Annotated in this window: 20 protein-coding genes; 11 read left to right on the plus strand and 9 right to left on the minus strand. The window is 44.4% G+C overall.

Annotated features, from left to right (window positions below; genetic code table 11):
* Positions 1-72: 72 nt before the first annotated feature.
* On the plus strand, positions 73-468 hold the full coding sequence (locus K7R10_RS02890) for a hypothetical protein (RefSeq protein ID WP_224483182.1): 396 nt from the start codon (positions 73-75) through the stop codon (positions 466-468).
* Here K7R10_RS02890 and hutH read toward each other — a convergent pair.
* Both hutH and K7R10_RS02900 read right to left on the minus strand, forming a co-directional pair.
* Positions 452-1,975 (minus strand): histidine ammonia-lyase, encoded by a 1,524-nt coding sequence (hutH, locus tag K7R10_RS02895; protein WP_224483183.1) that lies wholly within the window; start codon positions 1,973-1,975, stop codon positions 452-454. The two genes, K7R10_RS02890 and hutH, sit on opposite strands and share 17 nt — an antisense overlap.
* Before the next feature lie 140 nt (positions 1,976-2,115).
* Complete coding sequence (locus K7R10_RS02900; protein WP_224483184.1) at positions 2,116-3,627, minus strand: NAD(P)H-hydrate dehydratase; 1,512 nt, start codon at positions 3,625-3,627, stop codon at positions 2,116-2,118.
* A 311-nt stretch (positions 3,628-3,938) separates the two neighbouring features.
* On the opposite strand from K7R10_RS02900, the gene thrA reads away from it, so the two are divergent.
* The 7 genes from thrA to K7R10_RS02935 all read left to right on the plus strand — a co-directional run bounded on the left by thrA (position 3,939) and on the right by K7R10_RS02935 (position 11,797).
* Complete coding sequence (thrA, locus tag K7R10_RS02905; protein WP_224483185.1) at positions 3,939-6,386, plus strand: bifunctional aspartate kinase/homoserine dehydrogenase I; 2,448 nt, start codon at positions 3,939-3,941, stop codon at positions 6,384-6,386.
* A 3-nt stretch (positions 6,387-6,389) separates the two neighbouring features.
* Positions 6,390-7,310 (plus strand): homoserine kinase, encoded by a 921-nt coding sequence (locus tag K7R10_RS02910; protein WP_224483186.1) that lies wholly within the window; start codon positions 6,390-6,392, stop codon positions 7,308-7,310.
* A gap of 19 nt (positions 7,311-7,329) precedes the next feature.
* Entirely contained in the window at positions 7,330-8,631 is a 1,302-nt protein-coding gene (gene thrC / locus K7R10_RS02915) for a threonine synthase (RefSeq protein ID WP_224483187.1), read from the plus strand.
* 108 nt (positions 8,632-8,739) lie between these two features.
* Complete coding sequence (gene gcvT / locus K7R10_RS02920; protein ID WP_224483188.1) at positions 8,740-9,825, plus strand: glycine cleavage system aminomethyltransferase GcvT; 1,086 nt, start codon at positions 8,740-8,742, stop codon at positions 9,823-9,825.
* Positions 9,826-9,876: 51 nt separating this feature from the next.
* Entirely contained in the window at positions 9,877-10,689 is an 813-nt protein-coding gene (locus K7R10_RS02925) for a sugar nucleotide-binding protein (protein WP_224483189.1), read from the plus strand.
* Between the two features lie 42 nt (positions 10,690-10,731).
* Positions 10,732-11,019, plus strand: coding sequence for a 4a-hydroxytetrahydrobiopterin dehydratase (locus K7R10_RS02930; RefSeq protein WP_224483190.1), 288 nt, complete (start codon positions 10,732-10,734; stop codon positions 11,017-11,019).
* Between the two features lie 55 nt (positions 11,020-11,074).
* Complete coding sequence (locus K7R10_RS02935) at positions 11,075-11,797, plus strand: YebC/PmpR family DNA-binding transcriptional regulator (RefSeq protein WP_224483191.1); 723 nt, start codon at positions 11,075-11,077, stop codon at positions 11,795-11,797.
* Here the strand turns inward: K7R10_RS02935 and K7R10_RS02940 are convergent.
* From K7R10_RS02940 to K7R10_RS02970, 7 genes are all read right to left on the minus strand, one after another.
* Positions 11,794-12,342, minus strand: a complete 549-nt coding sequence (locus K7R10_RS02940; RefSeq protein WP_224483192.1) for a lysophospholipid acyltransferase family protein — start codon at positions 12,340-12,342, stop codon at positions 11,794-11,796. The two genes, K7R10_RS02935 and K7R10_RS02940, sit on opposite strands and share 4 nt — an antisense overlap.
* Position 12,343: 1 nt before the next feature.
* The gene (locus tag K7R10_RS02945; RefSeq protein ID WP_224483193.1) at positions 12,344-13,423 is read right to left on the minus strand and encodes an iron-containing alcohol dehydrogenase family protein; all 1,080 of its coding nucleotides are present in this window, start codon (positions 13,421-13,423) and stop codon (positions 12,344-12,346) included.
* A complete protein-coding gene (locus K7R10_RS02950; RefSeq protein ID WP_224483194.1) occupies positions 13,423-14,070 on the minus strand; it encodes a chloramphenicol acetyltransferase in 648 nt (215 codons plus the stop codon). Before K7R10_RS02950 ends, K7R10_RS02945 begins: the two co-directional genes overlap by 1 nt.
* The gene (locus K7R10_RS02955) at positions 14,067-14,765 is read right to left on the minus strand and encodes an HAD family hydrolase (protein WP_224483195.1); all 699 of its coding nucleotides are present in this window, start codon (positions 14,763-14,765) and stop codon (positions 14,067-14,069) included. The genes K7R10_RS02950 and K7R10_RS02955 overlap by 4 nt, the downstream gene beginning before the upstream one ends.
* A complete protein-coding gene (gene kdsB, locus K7R10_RS02960) occupies positions 14,756-15,484 on the minus strand; it encodes a 3-deoxy-manno-octulosonate cytidylyltransferase (protein ID WP_224483196.1) in 729 nt (242 codons plus the stop codon). Before kdsB ends, K7R10_RS02955 begins: the two co-directional genes overlap by 10 nt.
* A gap of 51 nt (positions 15,485-15,535) precedes the next feature.
* Positions 15,536-16,105, minus strand: a complete 570-nt coding sequence (locus tag K7R10_RS02965) for a DUF4126 domain-containing protein (protein WP_224483197.1) — start codon at positions 16,103-16,105, stop codon at positions 15,536-15,538.
* A 64-nt stretch (positions 16,106-16,169) separates the two neighbouring features.
* Positions 16,170-17,594, minus strand: coding sequence for an ATP-dependent DNA helicase (locus K7R10_RS02970; RefSeq protein ID WP_224483198.1), 1,425 nt, complete (start codon positions 17,592-17,594; stop codon positions 16,170-16,172).
* A gap of 109 nt (positions 17,595-17,703) precedes the next feature.
* Between K7R10_RS02970 and K7R10_RS02975 the strand changes: the two genes are divergently transcribed.
* Genes K7R10_RS02975 through K7R10_RS02985 form a run of 3 tightly spaced genes read left to right on the plus strand, consistent with a single transcriptional unit; the run spans position 17,704 to position 19,701 of the window.
* Complete coding sequence (locus K7R10_RS02975; RefSeq protein ID WP_224483199.1) at positions 17,704-18,351, plus strand: hypothetical protein; 648 nt, start codon at positions 17,704-17,706, stop codon at positions 18,349-18,351.
* Positions 18,329-19,162, plus strand: coding sequence for a DUF3822 family protein (locus tag K7R10_RS02980; RefSeq protein WP_224483200.1), 834 nt, complete (start codon positions 18,329-18,331; stop codon positions 19,160-19,162). Before K7R10_RS02975 ends, K7R10_RS02980 begins: the two co-directional genes overlap by 23 nt.
* Entirely contained in the window at positions 19,162-19,701 is a 540-nt protein-coding gene (locus K7R10_RS02985) for an RsmD family RNA methyltransferase (RefSeq protein WP_224483201.1), read from the plus strand. The genes K7R10_RS02980 and K7R10_RS02985 overlap by 1 nt, the downstream gene beginning before the upstream one ends.
* Positions 19,702-19,709: the final 8 nt, after the last annotated feature.

Below are 19,709 nucleotides of genomic sequence, written 5' to 3' on the forward strand. Positions count from 1 at the left end.
CCTTCTACCGAAACTTTTTAGTTTACAATTAATTAACGTTCATATTTGCCCCCGAAACACCTACTAGGCACTATGGAACAAATTGTTGAACTTGGTTTTGGAAAGCTTATCCTGCGACCTTATGCAGTTATAGCAGAAATTTATGAAGGCTCTATCATTGAAGAACAACAGGCTTTCACTATTTGTCAGGTGCTTAACGAATTTTATCAGGGAGAACCTTACTGCTATATTTCCAACCGTTTATACTCTTATTCTTTCAACCCGATCCTTTATAAGTCTACCATCAATAAATTAGACAACCTTGTAGGCTTTTCTGTAGTGAGCTCTTCTCCTGCTAGAGGCATGATCCGTTCGATCGAAAAGATGTTTATCAACAAAAAAATCACGTATTACGACACCCTTGATGAAGCCTTGGAATGGGCTAAAGAAAAAACAGCCGGAAAAAAGGCCGTCAATCATTCAGCATAGCACTGTCGACAGGCATTTCTTCTAAAAACTGCCTGCTACGCATGATGTCATCATGGAAAATACGGTCATGATCAACAAAAGGCACTACTTTCACGTATTTCTCATAAATATTTTCAAGTCTATCTGAGGTTCTCAGAGGCCTTCTGAAATGAAGGGCCTGGGCAGCATTAAACAACTCGATAGCCAGTACGGTCTTTGTATTCTCCACTACCTTGTAAAGTTTCGTTGCAGCATTGGCACCCATACTCACATGATCTTCCTGCCCGTTAGAAGAGACAATACTGTCTACACTCGCAGGAGATGCCAGCTGTTTATTCTGGCTAACGATACCTGCGGCAGTATACTGCGGGATCATCAATCCCGAGTGTAATCCGGGGTCATTTATTAGAAAGGCAGGCAAACCGCGCTGACCACTTATCAACTGATAGGTACGACGTTCTGAAATACTGGACCATTCACTCAGAGCCATAGCCAGGTAATCGAGTGCCAGGGCTAGTGGCTGACCATGGAAATTTCCTCCGGAAAGCACTTCATCTTCTTCCACGAATACATTCGGATTATCGGTAACACCGTTTATCTCGGTTCTGAAAACCGATCTGACATGAGCCAGAACCCCCTTGCTTGCACCGTGAACCTGCGGCATACACCGAAAAGAGTAAGGGTCCTGAACATGATTCTTAGGCTGCTGATTCAGTTCGCTGCCTTCCAGGAAGGATAAAATTCGCTTTGCAGTCAAAATTTGTCCCCTGTGCGGTCTTACCTTGTGAATCAATTCATGGAACGGCTCCGACAACCCGTTAAATGCTTCAAGTGAGATTGCTCCTATAAGATCTGCCTGGTAAGAGATTCTGTAAGCCTCCAACATACACCAGACTCCATAGGCGCTCATGAACTGGGTTCCATTAAGAAGGGCAAGTCCTTCTTTCGATCTTAACGATACCGGTTTCCATCCCAGCTTTTGATATGCTTCCGTAGTTTTTTTCCTTTCGCCTTCAAAATAGACCTCTCCCCTGCCTAACAAAGGCAGAGCGAGATGAGCCAGAGGCGCAAGATCCCCGGAAGCACCCAAGGAGCCCTGGGTATATACCACCGGTAAAACATTATGGTTATATAATTCGATAAGCCTTTCGACCGTTGAAAGTTGCACGCCACTGTAACCATAACTCAAGGACTGTATCTTTAGCAGCAACATCAGTTTGACAATCGGAGCAGGCACCAGATCACCGGTTCCACTTGCATGAGACATAACTAAGTTCTCCTGCAAAGCACTTAAATGTTCGCCGGCGATCTTGATATTACAAAGCGAACCAAATCCGGTATTGATACCATAGATGGGGCGTGGAACCTCTTCGATCTTACGGTCCAGATAATTACGACAGGCGATGATCTTTTCCCTTGCATTATGAGATAACCGAAGCTTCTTATTGTCTTCCAGTATACCTCTGATCTGTTCCAGGTCGATCTCTTCTGAGGAGATCTCATAAGTCAGTTCCTTATTATCACCCATATTGGTTGTTTTTTTAGGTCGTTATCAGGTGAGGGCTCACCAAAAATGATGGCAAAATTACTAATTATGTATAGAATGCACACGGTAGCTGAATATTAAAAACATATCAGAACCCTTGTTGCTGTGAACTGCTCAGTCAATTACAAGGGAGACTTTAATTTTTTATATGCCGCGCCCAGGCATGCGATAATATCTGTTGCAATCATCGCTTGTTCTCCGTGTTTTTCCTTTGCCAGGTCACCGGCAAGACCATGGAGGTATACGCCTGCAGTTGCCGCATCGAAAGCAGGAAGCCCCTGCGAGATCAGGGCGCAAATGACCCCTGTTAAAACATCTCCGCTTCCCCCGGTCGCCATCCCGGCATTTCCTATGATGTTAAAACGGGAGCGTTGTCCGTCGGTGATCAGGGTATAGGCTCCTTTGACGACTAAGATCAACGAATGGGTAAGACAATAGGTTTTGACCTTAGCCAGTTTATCAAAATCATCTTTCCACTCTCCTATCAAGCGCTTCAATTCCCCCGGATGTGGCGTAAGTACTGAGCCTTTTGGCAGCAGATTTATCATCGAATTGTTTTCAGCAAGAAGATTCAACGCATCAGCATCAAGCACCATAGGCTTTGAATGATTTTCAAGAAAATTCCTGAAAGCACCTAGCGTAGCTTTATCTGTCCCCATCCCCGGTCCCATTCCGATTATAGTGGGATGCATATTGAAATCGATGTTCGTGATCTTTTCAGCGTGATCATCGAAAATTGCCATGGCTTCCGGAAGGGCGGTTTGAACTATGGAGTTACCCGCAGAAGGCACAAAAAGACTCACCAGTCCGCTACCGGCTCTCAAAGCCGCCTTCCCGCTCATGACCACCGCGCCCATTTTTCCCAAACTACCACCCACCAGTAAAACATGACCGTAATCCCCCTTATGACTAAAATGATCACGCTCTTTAATCATTCCGGAAACTTCATTATGCCCGGTAAGCCGATAAACGACTGGCTGATTCTCAATAAAATCCCGGTCAAGACCAATATCGAGTACGGTCCATTTACCAGCAAAATCGCCGGTTTGGGGAAGAAGAAATACCAGTTTTGCTACCTGGAAACTCAAGGTATGATCAGCATGAAAGATGAACTCTCCCGATTCCGGAACGCGATCCATATATAGTCCTGAAGGAATATCGATAGCAACCTTGACACCCTGAGTATCATTGATCCTTTTAAAAAGCTTTGCTATCCAATCTGCCGGCGGACGGTTTAATCCGGTTCCGAAAACAGCATCGATAAAAAGAGATCCGGAGGGCCAGTCAGGTATCGCTTTATCGGGAGTGAGCTCAGTGACCCCTCCTCCTGAAGATTTAAACCTTTCAAGATTGATCTTAAAATCTTCAGATCTTTTATCGCTATATGCAACGATCCACACATGAGGCTCCAGCCCCATCTCCAGCATATAACGCCCGACCACAAGGCCGTCTCCCCCGTTATTACCCGTTCCCGTGATAATATGAACTGGTCTTTCACCAAGGTCCGTATGGATTTTGAGCCATTCAAATATTCGTCGACCGGCCCTTTCCATCAATTCGGTGGAAGAAATATCCTGCCTTTCGATTGTCAATCTATCAGCTTCACGTATTTGTTCTCTGCTAAATATCTTCATTCATCAATATTTTAAGCATAAAATTATCAAATCCCTATTTTTCTTCTTTAAGTTTGATGAAGTCATTAATTCCTTTACATTTGACCTAACGTTATTCTACAATGAACAGCAGCATGATAAAAAGACCGGTCAATACCGCTTCCCTGAAGGGGGAAGTTGCCATATTTATGGTCATAACTGCTGTTTTCACCATTATCATTACCACCATTACCCCGTAAGGGGTTTTCATTGATATATCACCTGCCGCTATATACGTTTATTGAACGTATCAAAATGCTATTTATCTCATTAACCTCACCAATACATTACCAATGAAGGTACTAAAGTTTGGCGGAACCTCGGTCGCCAACCATGAAAACATAAAAAAAGTCAAGGAGATCATTTCATCTCCTTCCTATTCTGAAAAAAGAGTGGTGGTTGTCTCTGCTCTTGGCGGAGTAACCGATCAATTAATCGAAGCCTCTCACCTGGCTGCACTTCAGGACGAATCGTTCAGAACAGTACTGTCTGCACTGGAAGAACGCCACTTTTCTGTGATCAGGGAGCTGTTTCCAGCAAAAAATCAAAGCCCGGTAACCGGCTTTGTCAAAAAGGAATTCAATGTCCTGGAAACCCTGCTGGAAGGCGCCTTTCTGATCGGAGAGCTTACACCGAAATTAACCGACAAGATCGTTAGCTATGGGGAACTTCTGTCATCATTCATCATCGCCGAATATTTTAAGGAATCGGGGGTTGACTGCATTCGAAAAGACAGCCGGGACCTTATCATCACCGATGACAGACACGAAAATGCGCGGGTAAATTTTGAAAAGACGAATATACTTTGTGAGAATTATTTCAGAACTGTCGGTTATGATGTTGTGGTTATACCCGGCTTCGTAGCTTCTTCTTCCGAAGGTCATACTACCACCCTGGGAAGAGGCGGATCTGATTACACAGCAGCTATAGTGGCCGGGGCCGTCAATGCCACCCAACTGGAAATCTGGACAGACGTGAGCGGGATGTATACCGCAAACCCTAAACTGGTCAAACAAGCCAGAGCGATCCCGCTTATTTCTTATCAGGAAGCCATGGAACTCTCTCACTTCGGAGCTAAAGTACTTTACCCTCCCACCATTCAGCCTGTATTAAAAAGAAATATCCCTATCAGAATCTGCAATACCTTCGATCCGGAAAGTGAGGGTACCCTTATTAAACAACAGGCCAATGGTAATGAGAGACCGGTCAGGGGAATCAGCCACATCGAGAACATCTCCCTGATATCTCTTGAAGGAAGCGGCATGGTCGGCATACCGGGGATTTCAAAAAGATTCTTTGAGGTACTGTCAGGAGCCGGTATAAGCGTGGTTATGATCACCCAGGCCTCATCTGAACATTCCATCTGTATCGCCGTGGCGAGCCCTGACGCCCAAAAGGCGAAGAACAGCCTTGATGACTCATTTGCCTATGAGATCGCTCTTGGAAAAATAAACCCTGCTACCGTAGAGAGCGATATGGCTATCCTGGCACTGGTAGGTGATAAGATGAAGAGTCACCAGGGTCTTAGCGGACGTATGTTCAGCAGTATGGGAAGAAATAATGTAAATATAAGAGCCATCGCACAGGGGGCTTCTGAACGTAATATCTCTGCGGTAATAATGAGAAATGACGTTAAAAAGGCTCTGAACACCCTGCACGAAGAGTTTTTTGAAGAACAGGTAAAGCAACTGAACCTCTTTGTTATTGGAGTTGGTAATGTCGGACGCAGATTCCTGGAGCAGATAAGAAATCAAAAGAGTTTCCTGAAAAAAGAAATGAAACTCAATGTTCGAATAACAGGCATCGCCAATTCCAAAAAGATGTTTTTCAGCGAATCAGGAATTTCACTGGAAAACTGGACTGAAAAATTAGAGCAGGGAGTTCCTATGAGCCTGGAGGCTTTCCATGAGAAAGTGCTGAGTATGAATCTCAGAAACAGCATTTTTGTCGATAATACAGCCACCGATAAAGTGGCAGCCACTTACGAAACCTATCTGAAGAACAGTATTGCAGTGGTAACCTGCAACAAAATAGCTGCATCCTCTTCTTTTGACCGCTACAAGAGATTAAAAGACCTCTCAAAAAGGTATAATGCGCCTTTCCTGTTCGAAACAAACGTGGGTGCAGGATTGCCTATAATCGACACCATAAAGAACCTGGTGGCTTCCGGTGACCGTATCAATGAAATACAGGCGGTTCTTTCCGGAAGTCTGAACTTTGTGTTCAATAATTTTAATGGAAAAAAACCCTTCCATGAGATCGTTGAGATTGCCATGGAAGAAGGATACACAGAACCCGATCCTAAAATTGATCTGAGTGGCATTGATGTTATGCGAAAGATCCTGATCCTGGCCCGGGAAAGTGGTTATTCAATGGAGTTGGAAGATATCAGAAGTAAGGATTTCCTGCCCGGGGCATGCATGAAAACCACAGATAATTCTTCTTTTTTTAAATGTCTTCAGGAGCATAAAGAGCATTTCGACCAACTGCTGGAGGAAGCTACGCAGGCCAGATGCCGGTTGAAATATGTCGCCACACTGAAAGACGGGCAGGCAGAAGCAGGCCTTCAGCAGGTACCTTCAGACCACCCCTTTTACAACCTGGAAGGGAAAGACAATATCGTATTGCTGTATACAGAAAGATACAAAGAACAACCCCTGCTTATTAAGGGTGCCGGTGCAGGAGCCGATGTCACTGCCTCAGGATTGTTTGCCGACATTATCAGAATAGGAAACTATTAGATCATGGAGAAAATCAACATATTTTGTCCGGCAACTATTGCCAATGTGTCCTGCGGTTTTGATGTTCTGGGACTTTGTCTGGAACAGGTGGGAGATATTATGACCATAAGCAAAAGCTCTGAGCCGGGAATCCGGATAAAGCGGATAAGCGGACAAGACCTGCCGTTACAGCCGGATCGGAATGTAGCAGGTATTGCAGCAATGGCCTTATTGGAATGCACAGGATCTGAACAGGGATTTGAGATCGAGATCGAAAAGCGTATAAAACCCGGAAGCGGTATTGGCAGCAGTGCCGCCAGTGCTGCAGGAGCGGTATTTGGCATCAATTCCCTGTTGGGGTCTCCCTTCAGCACCAGCGAATTAATACCCTTTGCCATGAAAGGTGAAGAACTGGCCAGCGGTGTGCCACATGCCGACAATGTGGCACCTGCTTTACTGGGGGGCTTCAGCCTTGTAAGAAGCTACGATCCGCTCGATGTTATCACACTCCCGGTACCTGATGATCTTTATGTAACGGTAATTCACCCGCAGATCGAATTGAAAACAGCCGATTCCAGGGCAGTACTGAAAAAGACCGTTCCCCTCTCACATGCTATTCGGCAATGGGGTAACCTGGCGGGACTGGTCAGCGGACTTTATGAAAATGACTACGATCGCATTGCAGCTTCTCTTCAGGACGTGATCATCGAACCGCTCAGAGGTCCGCTTATTCCCGGATTTTCTGAATTGAAACAGATCGCCTCCGAAGGCGGTGCCCTGGGCAGCGGGATATCGGGATCAGGACCTTCGGTTTTTGCCCTGTCCCGGGGAAAGAAAACTGCGCAGGCGGTCGCTGAACTAATGAATGTGTTTTACCGTAAGCTCGATGTGGCTTTTGAAATTCACGTATCAGCCATTTCGGCCAAAGGAACCCATATTATCTAATCAAGAATTCAATTACACTATGCGATATTTCAGCCTGAATCAAAAGAACAACAGCGACAAGCCTACAGTTAGTTTTCAAACAGCTGTAAAACAAAGCCTTGCTCCTGACAAGGGCCTTTATTACCCCCTGTCTGTGCCCCGTCTTCCAGACAGCGTGCTGAGAGAGATGGAATCGATGACCAAAACAGAAATCGCTTTGCATCTGATGGCCCCATATGTGGAAGAAGACATCCCACAGGAGGAATTACAGAAAATAGTTTCAGAGACGGTCGACTTTGATTTCCCCCTGGTCAGGGTCTCTGAAAACATTTACTCGCTCGAACTCTTTCACGGGCCTACCATGGCCTTCAAAGATGTAGGGGCCCGATTTATGGCCAGGTGTCTGGGATATTTCAACCGTAAGAAACCTGAGGAAAAAACTCGTGTGCTTGTTGCCACCTCAGGAGATACCGGAGGTGCAGTCGCAAACGGGTTTCTCAATGTGGAAGGGGTTGAGGTCATTATACTCTACCCTAAAGGCAAAGTCAGCGATATTCAGCAACGTCAATTAACCACCCTTGGGCATAATATCACAGCCCTCGAGGTAGATGGTGTTTTCGATGATTGTCAGGACATGGTCAAAAAGGCTTTTGTAGATTCAGATTTGAACCACCTCAATCTTACTTCTGCGAACTCGATCAATGTAGCCCGATGGTTGCCGCAAATGATCTATTACTTTTACGCATGGCAAGAGGCAAAAAAACACGATATCCCTCTGCACATAGCTGTTCCCAGTGGAAATTTCGGAAACATCTGTGCCGGCATGGTCGCCTGGAAGATGGGATTGCCGGCAGAACATTTCGTCGCAGCGACCAATGTCAATGACACCGTACCACGTTTTATGGAAACCGGAGACTATGCTCCTAAGCCTTCGACTCAAACCATCTCGAACGCCATGGATGTGGGTAACCCAAGCAACTTTATACGCATTCTGAACCTTACAGAGAACAAGGAATCTCTGGAACAGATATTCTCGTCTTACAGCTTTTCAGATGCAGCCACCAAAGCCACCATGAAATCGGTCTACGAGGCTCACGGTTACGTACTCGACCCTCATGGAGCCGTAGGGTACCTCGGACTTACCCGTTGGTTGAAATCACAAAATAAACAAGGAGGTGTTTTTCTGGAAACAGCACATCCTGTAAAGTTTAAAGATATTGTGGAAAAAGAACTGGGGATCATCATTGAGATCCCCCCTCAGATCATGCAGCTGATGCATCGTGAGAAAAAATATCAGCAAGTTCACAGCTATTCTGATCTGAAAGAATTCCTGCTTGATTGACGGGTTTAAAAAAGGCTTCTGCAAAAGAAGCCTTTTTTATTAGTGCCGAATTCTTTAATACTCCTGATAATTTGAATAATTTTGACCAACTTTTTAAAAAGCAGGAAAATGAAGCATACCGCGCTAACGCAAAAGCATATCGAATTAGGTGCGAAAATGGTGCCTTTTGCAGGCTATCAGATGCCCGTACAATACGAAGGAGTTAACATCGAACATGAAACTGTTCGGGAGAAACTGGGTGTATTTGATGTGAGTCACATGGGTGAATTTCTCATCAGTGGCCCCAGGGCGCTCGATCTGATTCAGAAGATAAGCAGCAATGATGCTGAAAAGCTTACCGTTGGCCGGGCACAATACAGCTGCATGCCCAATGACAAGGGAGGAATCGTTGACGACCTGATCATTTACAGGATCAAAGATGAAGAATACCTGTTGGTGGTTAACGCGGCAAATATCGAAAAAGACTGGAACTGGATCCAGCAACATAACAAAGATATCAAAGCTTCGATCCGGGATATTTCCGAAGATTATTCGTTGCTCGCCATTCAAGGCCCAAAAGCGGTGGAAGCCATGCAATCGCTTACCCCGGTAGATCTTTCAGAGATAAAGTTCTACAATTTCGTAGTAGGAGAATTTGCCGGCATCCCTCACGTGATCATTTCAGCCACCGGTTATACCGGAAGTGGCGGATTCGAGATCTATTGCAAAAATACAGAGGTACAACAGGTGTGGGACAAAGTTCTCGAAGCGGGGAAGGATTTCGGTATCAAGCCTATAGGCCTGGCTGCCAGGGACACCTTGCGACTTGAAATGGGTTATTGCCTGTATGGAAATGACATCGACGAAACAACATCACCGATAGAGGCCGGACTGGGATGGATCACGAAATTCACCAAGGATTTCGTCAATTCAGAAGCTCTTAAAAAGGAAAAAGAAAACGGACCTGAACGAAAACTGATCGCTTTCGAAATGACCGAAAGAGGCATCCCGAGAAAAGGCTATGCATTGCTCGACAGCGATGGTAATGAGATCGGTGAGGTTACCAGTGGAACCATGTCTCCATCGTTGGGTAAGGGAATCGGACTCGGGTACGTGAAAACCGAATTCGCCGGGGCAGGCACGCAGATCAAAGTAAAGATCAGGAAGAACGAGATCGCAGCAGAAATCGTTAAATTACCATTCTACAAACAATAATCGCCTGCTGCGGCGGTTAATTCTATTTACAACCCTTGAAAAAGTATTTTATTGAACCGGATTTTGATCTTAGGCGCCAGCGGATTTATAGGAGGAGCTCTCTACAGGGAGCTCTGTCACTATTTTGACACCTATGGCACCTATCATACCGGTTCAATATATACCGATAACCAGCACTTCTTTCACTTTGACATGGAACAGGACGATATTTACAGCGTTCTGATCAAGGTACGGCCCCATATCATCATTTCTGCTGTTAGAGGAGACTTTGAAGCGCAGACAGAGACCCATGCCTTGCTTACCGAATACTGTCAAACCACCAGAAGCAAGATCATTTTTCTATCATCGGCCAACGTCTTCGACGCCTTCAGCAATTACCCTTCTTACGAATATGATAAAACGCTCTCGATGAGCCGATTCGGAAAATTAAAGATCCGCCTGGAGAACATGTGTATGAAACTTCCCGAGAAACAATATGTTATAGCGAGACTTCCTATGGTATTCGGGGCACATTCACCAAGAATCAAAGAACTTAAATACTTTCTGGAGTCAAAGGTAGCCTATGAGGTATTTCCTGACCTGGTAATGAATGTTAGCAGTGCTGACCAGGTTAGCAGGCAGCTGCACTATATTATCAACAGAAAACGTCATGGTATTTACCACCTGGGCAGTACCGATCTCATTCACCACGACGAATTCATCAGGGAAGTCTGCGAACGTCTGGAGTTTTCGAATCCGCTGTTCAAAAACGTTTACACTTCGAATTTTGATCGTTTCCTGGCGGTACTTCCTAAAGACAACAAACTACCCAAACACCTTTTATATACCCACCACGACATCCTGGAAGAAATTCACCCTGCTTAATCTTTATTTACTTATATTTAAGAAAACAGAAAAAACCAACCTATGGAAAAATTAAGCGAAAAGCAGATCAACGAGAGACTCGAGGGTCTTGATTACTGGGACTACAGCGATGGTGTTCTTGTCACTTCACTTGACTTCAAGAATTTTACAGATGCCTTCTCCATGATGACTCGTATAGCTTTTGAAGCCGAAGCCCAGCAGCATCACCCAGACTGGAGCAATGTCTACAACAACCTCACTATCAGACTCAATACTCACGACGCAGATGGCATCACGGAAAAAGACTTCAAACTGGCGAAGACCATCGAAGATATAATCAAAGGAGAATAATCCACATTTTTTATTTTTTGATATTTTTGCCCATAAACTGAAAGGATAATTTTTTATGGGAAGAGCTTTTGAATTCCGTAAGGAAAGAAAAATGAAGAGGTGGGCCAGTATGGCCAAAACCTTCACCAGGCTGGGGAAAGATATCGTAATGGCTGTTAAAGAGGGCGGTCCTGACCCTGATACCAATGCCAAGCTCAGAGCTGTTATCCAGAACGCCAAGGCGGCTAATATGCCCAAAGACAATATCGAGAGGGCAATTAAAAGAGCGACCGATAAAAACACCGAAGATTACAAGGAAGTGTTGTTTGAGGGATATGCCCCTCACGGAATTGCCATCCTGATAGAAACCGCAACAGATAACAACAATCGTACGGTAGCCAATATCAGGAGTTATTTCAATAAGTGTAACGGGAGTCTTGGAACCAGCGGTTCAGTGGAATTCATGTTCGATCATACCTGCAATTTCAGAATCAACCCGGAAGGAATCGACCCGGAAGAGCTGGAGCTGGAATTAATCGATTTTGGTGCAGAAGAAGTATTCGTTGACGAAGATGGTATTCTCATCTACGCGCCATTTGAAAGTTTCGGTCCCATTCAGAACGAACTCGAGAACCGCGACATAGAGATCCTCTCTTCCGGCTTTGAACGAATCCCTCAGGTGACCAAAGAGCTAAGTAAAGAAGAGGAACAGGAAGTAGAAAAACTTCTGGAGAAAATCGAAGAAGACGATGACGTTCAAAACGTGTATCACACCATGAAATCTTCAGGAGAGGATTAAGAAGGATCGAAAGAATTGGCTGCCACCTTACCCTTTACCCCTTTAAAAAAGGAATACATATATTGAAAATCAGCCTCCTGGTCATCTGTTGGATGAAAAGGCTCTGATATTTTAATGGTGCGTTTTCCGAAATCGAAGGCAACCATTACTATCGGCACACCCGCACCTTTGGCGATATGGTAGAACCCGGTTTTCCAGGTATCTACCTTCTTACGGGTACCTTCCGGAGCCAGGGTAAGTCTGAATTCATCTTTTTCATTGAAAATATCGACCACGGCATCGACCATATTCGAACGTTTTGCACGGTCTACGGGGACGCCGCCGGTCATTCTGAAGTACCACCCCATGGGTGGTTTGAACAACTCCTTCTTCCCTACATAATTGATATCAATACCGGCTATATTCCTCAGGAGCAACCCGATATAAAAGTCATGCCAGCTCGTATGAGGAACAGCTATGATCACATACTTTTTCAGGTCAGGAAAAGAACCCTCGATTTTCCATCCCATCATGGTAAAGAATATGAACTTCGACAGGCTTCGCATATTACATCTTTTCGTAAAGTTCCCGCAGTTTTTCAGGTCCTATTTTTTGCTTCCAGTCACTGCCTAGTGCATTATCCCACAAGGGTTCCATGCCCAGAGATACCTCTATCATCGTATTAAATTCTTCATCGGTGAGGTTACTGCAAAGTCCTGCAGGCAATTCAATTTCGTGCTTCTCCTTCATCTTTCTGAACATCTTCACACCCTCGGGATAATATTCTTCCAACTGATCGAAAACCACACAATTACCCAGACCATGTTTGGTGCCCAACAGATAAGACAGTCCGTAACTCATAGCGTGAGCCACCCCTACCTGTGAATATGCAATGCTCATCCCCCCATGCCATGAAGCCATCATAAGCTTATCCTGAGCCTCTTCTTCCTTAAGCGCTTCACCCAGAAAGACCTGTTTACAAAGGTCCAGCGACTTCTCACCATAGCTTTCACTGAATGCATTGAGATAATGACCATTGAGAGACTCAATACAGTGTATATAACAATCCATCCCGGTAAAAAACCACTGGTTTTTAGGGACATCTTTCGTGAGCTCAGGATCGAGCACCACCTGATCAAAGGGAGTGAAATCTGAATTGATACCGAGCTTCTTCTCAGGCCCTGTAAGAACGGTGGTTCTTGACACTTCAGCACCTGTACCGCTCAGGGTAGGTATACCAACATGGTAGACCGCAGGTCTTTTTACCAGGTCCCAGCCCTGGTAATCTTCCGCCTTCCCTTTATTGTTGAGCATAATGGCCACCGCTTTCGCCATATCCATCACGGTACCACCTCCGATACCTATGACACCCGATGGTGCTTCATGAATGGTTCTTATATAAGCGACCAGCTGATCGACCTGTTCTGTTTTAGGTTCCTCTTCGGTAGGAATAAATATTATCTGGTCTCTGAACATGACCGGAACTCTCGACATCAGCCATTGATTATCTTCAAATACATCGTCAATCAAATAAATGAAGGGGGCTTCACTGTTCTTTCGCCTGGGGAGTAAAATCTCATGCAGCTGGTCGAAACTTCCCCGACCAAAGACCACTCGCGGCACCATAGGAAAATTCTTATACTTCATTAATCTTCTCTGAATTTTTTTATAGAGGTTAAGTTTTCTTCTAGTTTTTGGGCCAGTTTCGATACATGAATCCCATCCATCAGGGCATGATGCCCGTGAACCGAAACAGGTATCGACCAATCATCGTTCTCTCTGAATACCTTTCCGAAGGCTATTTTCGGAATACTATCCTGTATACGATAATTCCTGGCATGAGAAAGGGAGGTGAACTTCAGCCAGGGCAACGATGTGCAATGAATGGTATCCGGTCTTTCGGCTGAAGGAAACAAATCATCAGATTCCCGAACCCGGGTCACTTCTTTTGCTGCCTCTTTCATAAATCGCCGGCGATCCTGATAATACTCCATATACGAAAACCCGAAGGTTTCATCGTCTCTGGCAATGGTGGGGGAAATACTGATCTGATCATACACCCTGATCTCATCTTCTGCCATGCGGTATCGAAATTCTTCAATTTCATTAGCCGCTTTAAGAGCCGCGTAAATATAATTTAAAAAAAGTGATTCACCAGTTTCTTTACACCACTCATACATTTCGGTCAGCCTCACATCAAAGGTTAATCCGAAGAAAGGTTCGTCAAATTCTTTAAAGAATTCGTAATGAGGTCTTCTCTTCCAGCTGCTTATATCCAGTGCACGGTAACTCATAGCAACTTTAAAACCTCACTGATATTATCGATGGTCTTATAACCACCATTGTCGTCATCATCGTGCACCATCTCATGAGCCCAGGTCGTGTGAAAAGGCACGTGTATAGCCTTAGCTCCGATATTAATGATCGGCAGAACATCTGATTTCAAAGAGTTTCCGATCATCAGAAATTCTTCGCATTGAATTTCCAGATGCTCCAGCAGATTTTTATAATTATCTTCTTTCTTATCGCTGAGTACTTCTATATGGTGAAAGTATTCTGAAAGTCCTGATTTTTCGAGTTTTCTTTCCTGGTCCAGCAAATCGCCCTTGGTAAGCAGTATGAGCCTGTACTTTCCGGATAATTCCTTCAGTACTGATTCAACACCATCTAAAACCTCTACCGGTTTACGAATCATATCTTTCCCGATATCGAGTATTTTGGTCAGGGTATTACTATCTACCCGGCCGTTTGAAAGTTCAATCGCAGTCTCGATCATCGACAACATAAAACCCTTGATACCATACCCGTAAATATCCAGGTTATCGATCTCTTTTTTAAACAACTCCTGGTCTATTTTATTTTCGGTTTCGTATGCTGAAAGCAGCCGGGCAAATTCATGCTCAGATTCCCTGAAATACGTCTCATTCACCCACAAGGTATCATCAGCATCAAAACCAACCACCTTTATCTTGCTGTAATCTACTTCCATTGCTTCTTCGCCTTTTCCAGATCTTCCGGGGTATCGATCTCAATCCCTTCAGAAGTAGTTACCACCATTTTAATTTTTCTACCGTACTCAAGATACCTGATGGCCTCGATCTTTTCTGTGGCTTCCAGAGGCTGCATCTTCAGCTTTTTGAAATCGACGATTGCCTCCTTGCGAAATGCATAGATTCCCTTATGTTTATAATATACTGCCCCGACCTCTTTAGCCCGGGGATAAGGAATAGGCGAACGGGAAAAATATAAGGCGAAACTGCGATGGTCGACTATCACCTTAACCGTATTGGGATCATTGATCTCTTCCCAGTCATCGATCGGCGTCATCAAAGATGCCAGATCGATCTCCCTGTCAGGATCTTCCCTGAACACCTCGATCACCTTTTCGAGGCTTTCCCGGTCTGTGAAAGGTTCATCTCCCTGAACGTTGACGACGATATCGACATCCATATCAGCCACAGCCTCAGCGATACGGTCACTACCGCAGTCATGTTCTTCCTGGCTCATCATGGCTTTACCACCGTGATCCCTGACGGTATCGAAGATGATATCACTATCGGTGACCACAATGACCTCGTCGAAAAGACCGGTATTGACCGCTGCCTCATAGGTTCTGACTATCACGGGCTTCCCGGCCAGGTCTTGCATGAGTTTTCCCGGAAAACGGGACGCTGCGTATCTTGCCGGGATCATAGAAATTATTTTCATCGGTTTTTATTGAATGATCGATTGTGAACAAAAATAAGGTATTCATCCCTTTTAAGTTCGCTTTCTGCCTCTGAGTTTTTTAAACGACCAGAACATGGCTGCAAGGATGATGACAACCAGTATGATAGCCAGAACGGGAGCAAAAATAGAAACAAGACTCATAGTAGCAGCTCCGGCTGTTTCAACACTTGAAACAACAGGATTTCCCAGACCGGCGGTGGTTGCAGTCGAAGTGAGCCGCGTACCTGCCGAGGCACCCTTAATAGCCATGGCAGTGCCTCCGCCAGCTATTATTGCCAGTGACCAGACCACCAGCGGATCCATCTGTGTGGCCGTGGCAACCATCACAGCCGTTCCGGCTATGGCTGCCAGTGGTACGGCAAGTGTATCCAGTAAATTATCTACCCAGGGAATGTAATAAGCGAGTATTTCGGCTAACATAGCTACTCCCAGGGTAATGATTGCAGGAAGAGACCCCAGCCAAAGCCAGCTATCATTGAGTTCCCATAAATTGAAATAAGCAGCCATACTCAATGCGAACAGGGGTAAAAAAACCCTGAAGCCTGCAGAGGCGGCGAGCCCTATTCCTAAAAAGATACTGATAATCGATTCTGTTTCCATGTGGTTTGTTTAAGCTGTACTCCTATAAATGTATAAACTTTTAGGGAGTCAGTAGCAGAACCGTCTATTCCTCGAAAGAATCGTCTTTGAACCCGATAAGGTAAACTTTTTCCCGGGCCCTGGTAACGGCTGTATACAGCCAGCGCATATAATCTTTATCGATCCCGTTAGGCAGATAGGGCTGCTCGATAAAAACATTCTGCCACTGTCCACCCTGGCTTTTGTGACAGGTGATCGCATAGGAGAATTTCACCTGAAGTGCATTGAAGTACTTGTTCTTTTTGATTTGCATAAACTTCCGGTAATTTGAAGTTTCTTCCTGATAGTCTTTCATCACTTCCTGATACAGCTGGTTATTCTGCTCATAGGTAAGCGCAGGCGTTTCAGCTGCTATGGTATCGAGTAGCAGCACCGTTTCAAAAGGCTTCATACGAGGATAATCGACCATTCTAACCTTGACCTCTGCAAAACGAAACCCGTAAAGCTCTTTAATGGCGAAAAGCTCCAGGATCTCAATAATATCACCATTAGCTACAAAACCTGCTTCTGAACTGGATTTGAGCCAGAAATAATTATTCCGGACAACCATTAGATAATCCCCCGGGGAAATTTCGTTTTCCTGAAATAAGATACGTGCCCTGATCTGCTGGTTGTACAGATTTGCTCTTTTATTCGACCGCACAATAATCGCTGTTTCTTCCAGTCCGGCATTATCAAAAGCCGATTGAATGGCATCCTGTATCTCATACCCGTCACGCAGCCGAACGATATCGTCAAATTCATCGGTTCTGAATTTGAATTCTTCAAAAAAATCACTTTGTATTTGTTCCCTGATATTGGTGGCATTGTACAAAATACCGGAGTTAAGCTGCTGTCGCATCACCTCCTCCAACTCGATCTGCAGAACCTCTTTTGCATATCGCAAGCCCAGGGTATCAGCCTCCAGGGCGGGACTCACATCCAGACCTACCGGAGGTAACTGTGCGGTATCACCAATCAGTAACAACTTACAATTATGCCCTGAATACACGTAGGTGATCAGATCATCGAGCAGGGAACCGTTGTCAAACATTTTTGAGTCAGATGCCACATCGGGAATCATAGAGGCCTCATCGACTATGAAAAGGGTGTTCTTATGTTTATTCGGAGCCAATACGAATTTAACTCCGGAACCCTTCTGTTTCTTCGGAAAGTAAATATGCTTATGAATGGTATACGCAGCCCGTCCTGAATAATTGGTGATCACTTTAGCCGCCCTTCCTGTCGGGGCGAGAAGAACCGATTTTTTCATGGTCTTCCATAAATAAGTAACCAGCACACCTATTATAGTAGTCTTACCCGTACCGGCATACCCCTTTAAGAGAAATACTTCATCCTTTTCAAGGGAAAAAACAAAATCAGCGAGTTGTTGCAGTACCAGGTCCTGCTCAACGGTGGGGTTGTGCGGAAAATTCTCTTTCAGTAGTTTGTAAAATGAGGCTGCATCCATGAAGTTCCGTTAGGGTTCAAAAATAGGAATGTTTTTTTGGCCATAACTTTTGTTAAAGAAAAAAAATTGTAGATTTGCGATAAACCACGTTAAATCTATAACTAATAAAATGAAGACAGTATTACAAATCGTCCTGTGGCTATTAAGCATCTTTTTCGCATACCAGATTTATAATTCGGTAATGGAACCAATTCGTTTTGATAAGGTTAAAAAGAAGCGTTATTCCGCAGTTATTGATCGGTTAAAAGATATCAGAGATGCTCAGGAAGCACATCGTGTGATCAACCAGAAGTATGCTTCTAATTTTGATAACCTGATCGCCTTTATTGATACTGCTCAGTTTACAATCACCCAGCAACGCGATTCATCTTTCATGGAGTATGATAAAGTATATCGTATTGAGATGGAACGCCAGGTGAAAGTTATCGACACCCTTGGGTTTATTCCTGTAAAAGATTCACTCTTTAAGAATACAGACTACACCAAACTTGCGAAAGTTCCTTATGCTCAGAACGATGCTGAGTTCAAGATGGAAGCAGATATTCTCGACAAGAACGGTTATAAAGCTTCTGTATTCGAAGCTTCAGTTGATAAAGCTGTAGTGCTGTACGATCAACCTGAAGAACTGGTTGAACTGGAGAAGCAGGTAATCGACGTGGAAGAAGTAAACGGACCTGAGATTAAGGTAGGTAGTTTGCAAGAAGTTAGTACCAGCGGTAACTGGCCACCATATTATGACACAAACGGAAAGAAATAAATCCACTCATAAAACATTTAAAGAATTGTCCATTCAGGTAAGCTTGAATGGACTTTCTTTTTGTATTCTCGACACCGCTCACGATAAGGTACTGGTGCTCGAGTCATTTCCTTTTAAGGAAAAAGCTCACCCGGAATCACTGGTGGCAGAGCTTAAGAAATTAATGGAACATGACGATATCAGGGAATCTGACTTTCGGGCCGTTAGAGTGGTTCATGAGAATGAATTGAACACCTTTGTACCCAAACCGCTTTTCAGCGAAAGCAACCTGGCAGATTACCTGAAATACCACATCAAGATCCTGGAGAACGATTATATCAATTATGACGAATTAAAGGAGCTCGAGATGTTCAATGTGTTTATTCCATTCACCAATGTGAACAACTATATCTACGATCAATTCGGAAGTTTTGAGTATAAGCACGCTGCCACTGTACTGATCGAAAGTCTGCTCAAAAAGCGCAGAAAAGACGAAGGTGAGGCGATGTATGTTCAGGTGGGAGAGCAACAATTCAACATTACAGTGATAAGGGGTAATAAGCTCATGCTTTATAACAGTTTCCCGTACCAGGCTCCTGCCGATTTTATTTATTACATTCTTTTCACCTTCGAACAGCTTGAACTCAACCCTGACACCACTACGCTGCACCTTATGGGCGAGATTGACAAGAACGACGAAAGATACCGCCTTGCCTATAAATATATTCGCAACGTGGTTTTCAGTTCTGAGAAGTGGCCCTATAAAATGGACCGGTATATCGACCCGAAGTTGTACAGGCATAATAATCTCGTTTTACTGAATAGTTTTTGATGCGAATCATCTCTGGAAAATACAAAGGAAAACGACTCATAGCACCTGCGAAGCTGCCGGTAAGACCGACCACAGATTTCGCCAAGGAAGCATTATTCAACGTACTTAACAATCACTACCATCTGGACGGACTTCGGGTAATCGACCTTTTTGCTGGTATCGGCTCCATCAGTTTTGAATTTGCCAGCAGAGGGTGCGAAAGTATTCTGGCTGTCGATAAACACCCGGGCTGCCTGGCTTTCATCAGAAAAACAGCCGACCAGCTTGACCTGCCTGTAGATACTGTTAAAAGCGATGTCTTTTCATTTCTGGAGCGATATGACGGAAAGGCAGATATAATATTTGCTGATCCTCCTTATGATTTTCCCGAAAAGGATTTTGCACGAATCGCGGAAATTGTTTTTGAAAAAGACCAACTAGAAGAAGACGGGATGCTGATCATTGAACATTCCAAACATACCAATCTGGAATCATACCCCTATTTTGATAATGCCAGAAAATACGGAGGAAGCGTATTCAGCTTCTTTGAAAAGCCCTGACCCCCTCC

This window comes from Robertkochia aurantiaca, from assembly GCF_020166495.1.
GTDB classification, from domain to species: domain Bacteria; phylum Bacteroidota; class Bacteroidia; order Flavobacteriales; family Flavobacteriaceae; genus Robertkochia; species Robertkochia aurantiaca.

What these genes read in the sequence shown, in the direction of transcription:
- K7R10_RS02955 (WP_224483195.1), bottom strand. Translation starts at nt 14,765, where the DNA reads ATGGAAGTAGATTACAGCAAGATAAAGGTGGTTGGTTTTGATGCTGAT.
- thrA (WP_224483185.1), top strand. Translation starts at nt 3,939, where the DNA reads ATGAAGGTACTAAAGTTTGGCGGAACCTCGGTCGCCAACCATGAAAAC.
- K7R10_RS02950 (WP_224483194.1), bottom strand. Translation starts at nt 14,070, where the DNA reads ATGAGTTACCGTGCACTGGATATAAGCAGCTGGAAGAGAAGACCTCAT.
- K7R10_RS02945 (WP_224483193.1), bottom strand. Translation starts at nt 13,423, where the DNA reads ATGAAGTATAAGAATTTTCCTATGGTGCCGCGAGTGGTCTTTGGTCGG.
- K7R10_RS02935 (WP_224483191.1), top strand. Translation starts at nt 11,075, where the DNA reads ATGGGAAGAGCTTTTGAATTCCGTAAGGAAAGAAAAATGAAGAGGTGG.
- K7R10_RS02965 (WP_224483197.1), bottom strand. Translation starts at nt 16,105, where the DNA reads ATGGAAACAGAATCGATTATCAGTATCTTTTTAGGAATAGGGCTCGCC.
- gcvT (WP_224483188.1), top strand. Translation starts at nt 8,740, where the DNA reads ATGAAGCATACCGCGCTAACGCAAAAGCATATCGAATTAGGTGCGAAA.
- K7R10_RS02975 (WP_224483199.1), top strand. Translation starts at nt 17,704, where the DNA reads ATGAAGACAGTATTACAAATCGTCCTGTGGCTATTAAGCATCTTTTTC.
- K7R10_RS02890 (WP_224483182.1), top strand. Translation starts at nt 73, where the DNA reads ATGGAACAAATTGTTGAACTTGGTTTTGGAAAGCTTATCCTGCGACCT.
- K7R10_RS02970 (WP_224483198.1), bottom strand. Translation starts at nt 17,594, where the DNA reads ATGGATGCAGCCTCATTTTACAAACTACTGAAAGAGAATTTTCCGCAC.
- kdsB (WP_224483196.1), bottom strand. Translation starts at nt 15,484, where the DNA reads ATGAAAATAATTTCTATGATCCCGGCAAGATACGCAGCGTCCCGTTTT.
- K7R10_RS02940 (WP_224483192.1), bottom strand. Translation starts at nt 12,342, where the DNA reads ATGCGAAGCCTGTCGAAGTTCATATTCTTTACCATGATGGGATGGAAA.
- K7R10_RS02930 (WP_224483190.1), top strand. Translation starts at nt 10,732, where the DNA reads ATGGAAAAATTAAGCGAAAAGCAGATCAACGAGAGACTCGAGGGTCTT.
- hutH (WP_224483183.1), bottom strand. Translation starts at nt 1,975, where the DNA reads ATGGGTGATAATAAGGAACTGACTTATGAGATCTCCTCAGAAGAGATC.
- thrC (WP_224483187.1), top strand. Translation starts at nt 7,330, where the DNA reads ATGCGATATTTCAGCCTGAATCAAAAGAACAACAGCGACAAGCCTACA.
- K7R10_RS02985 (WP_224483201.1), top strand. Translation starts at nt 19,162, where the DNA reads ATGCGAATCATCTCTGGAAAATACAAAGGAAAACGACTCATAGCACCT.
- K7R10_RS02910 (WP_224483186.1), top strand. Translation starts at nt 6,390, where the DNA reads ATGGAGAAAATCAACATATTTTGTCCGGCAACTATTGCCAATGTGTCC.
- K7R10_RS02980 (WP_224483200.1), top strand. Translation starts at nt 18,329, where the DNA reads ATGACACAAACGGAAAGAAATAAATCCACTCATAAAACATTTAAAGAA.
- K7R10_RS02900 (WP_224483184.1), bottom strand. Translation starts at nt 3,627, where the DNA reads ATGAAGATATTTAGCAGAGAACAAATACGTGAAGCTGATAGATTGACA.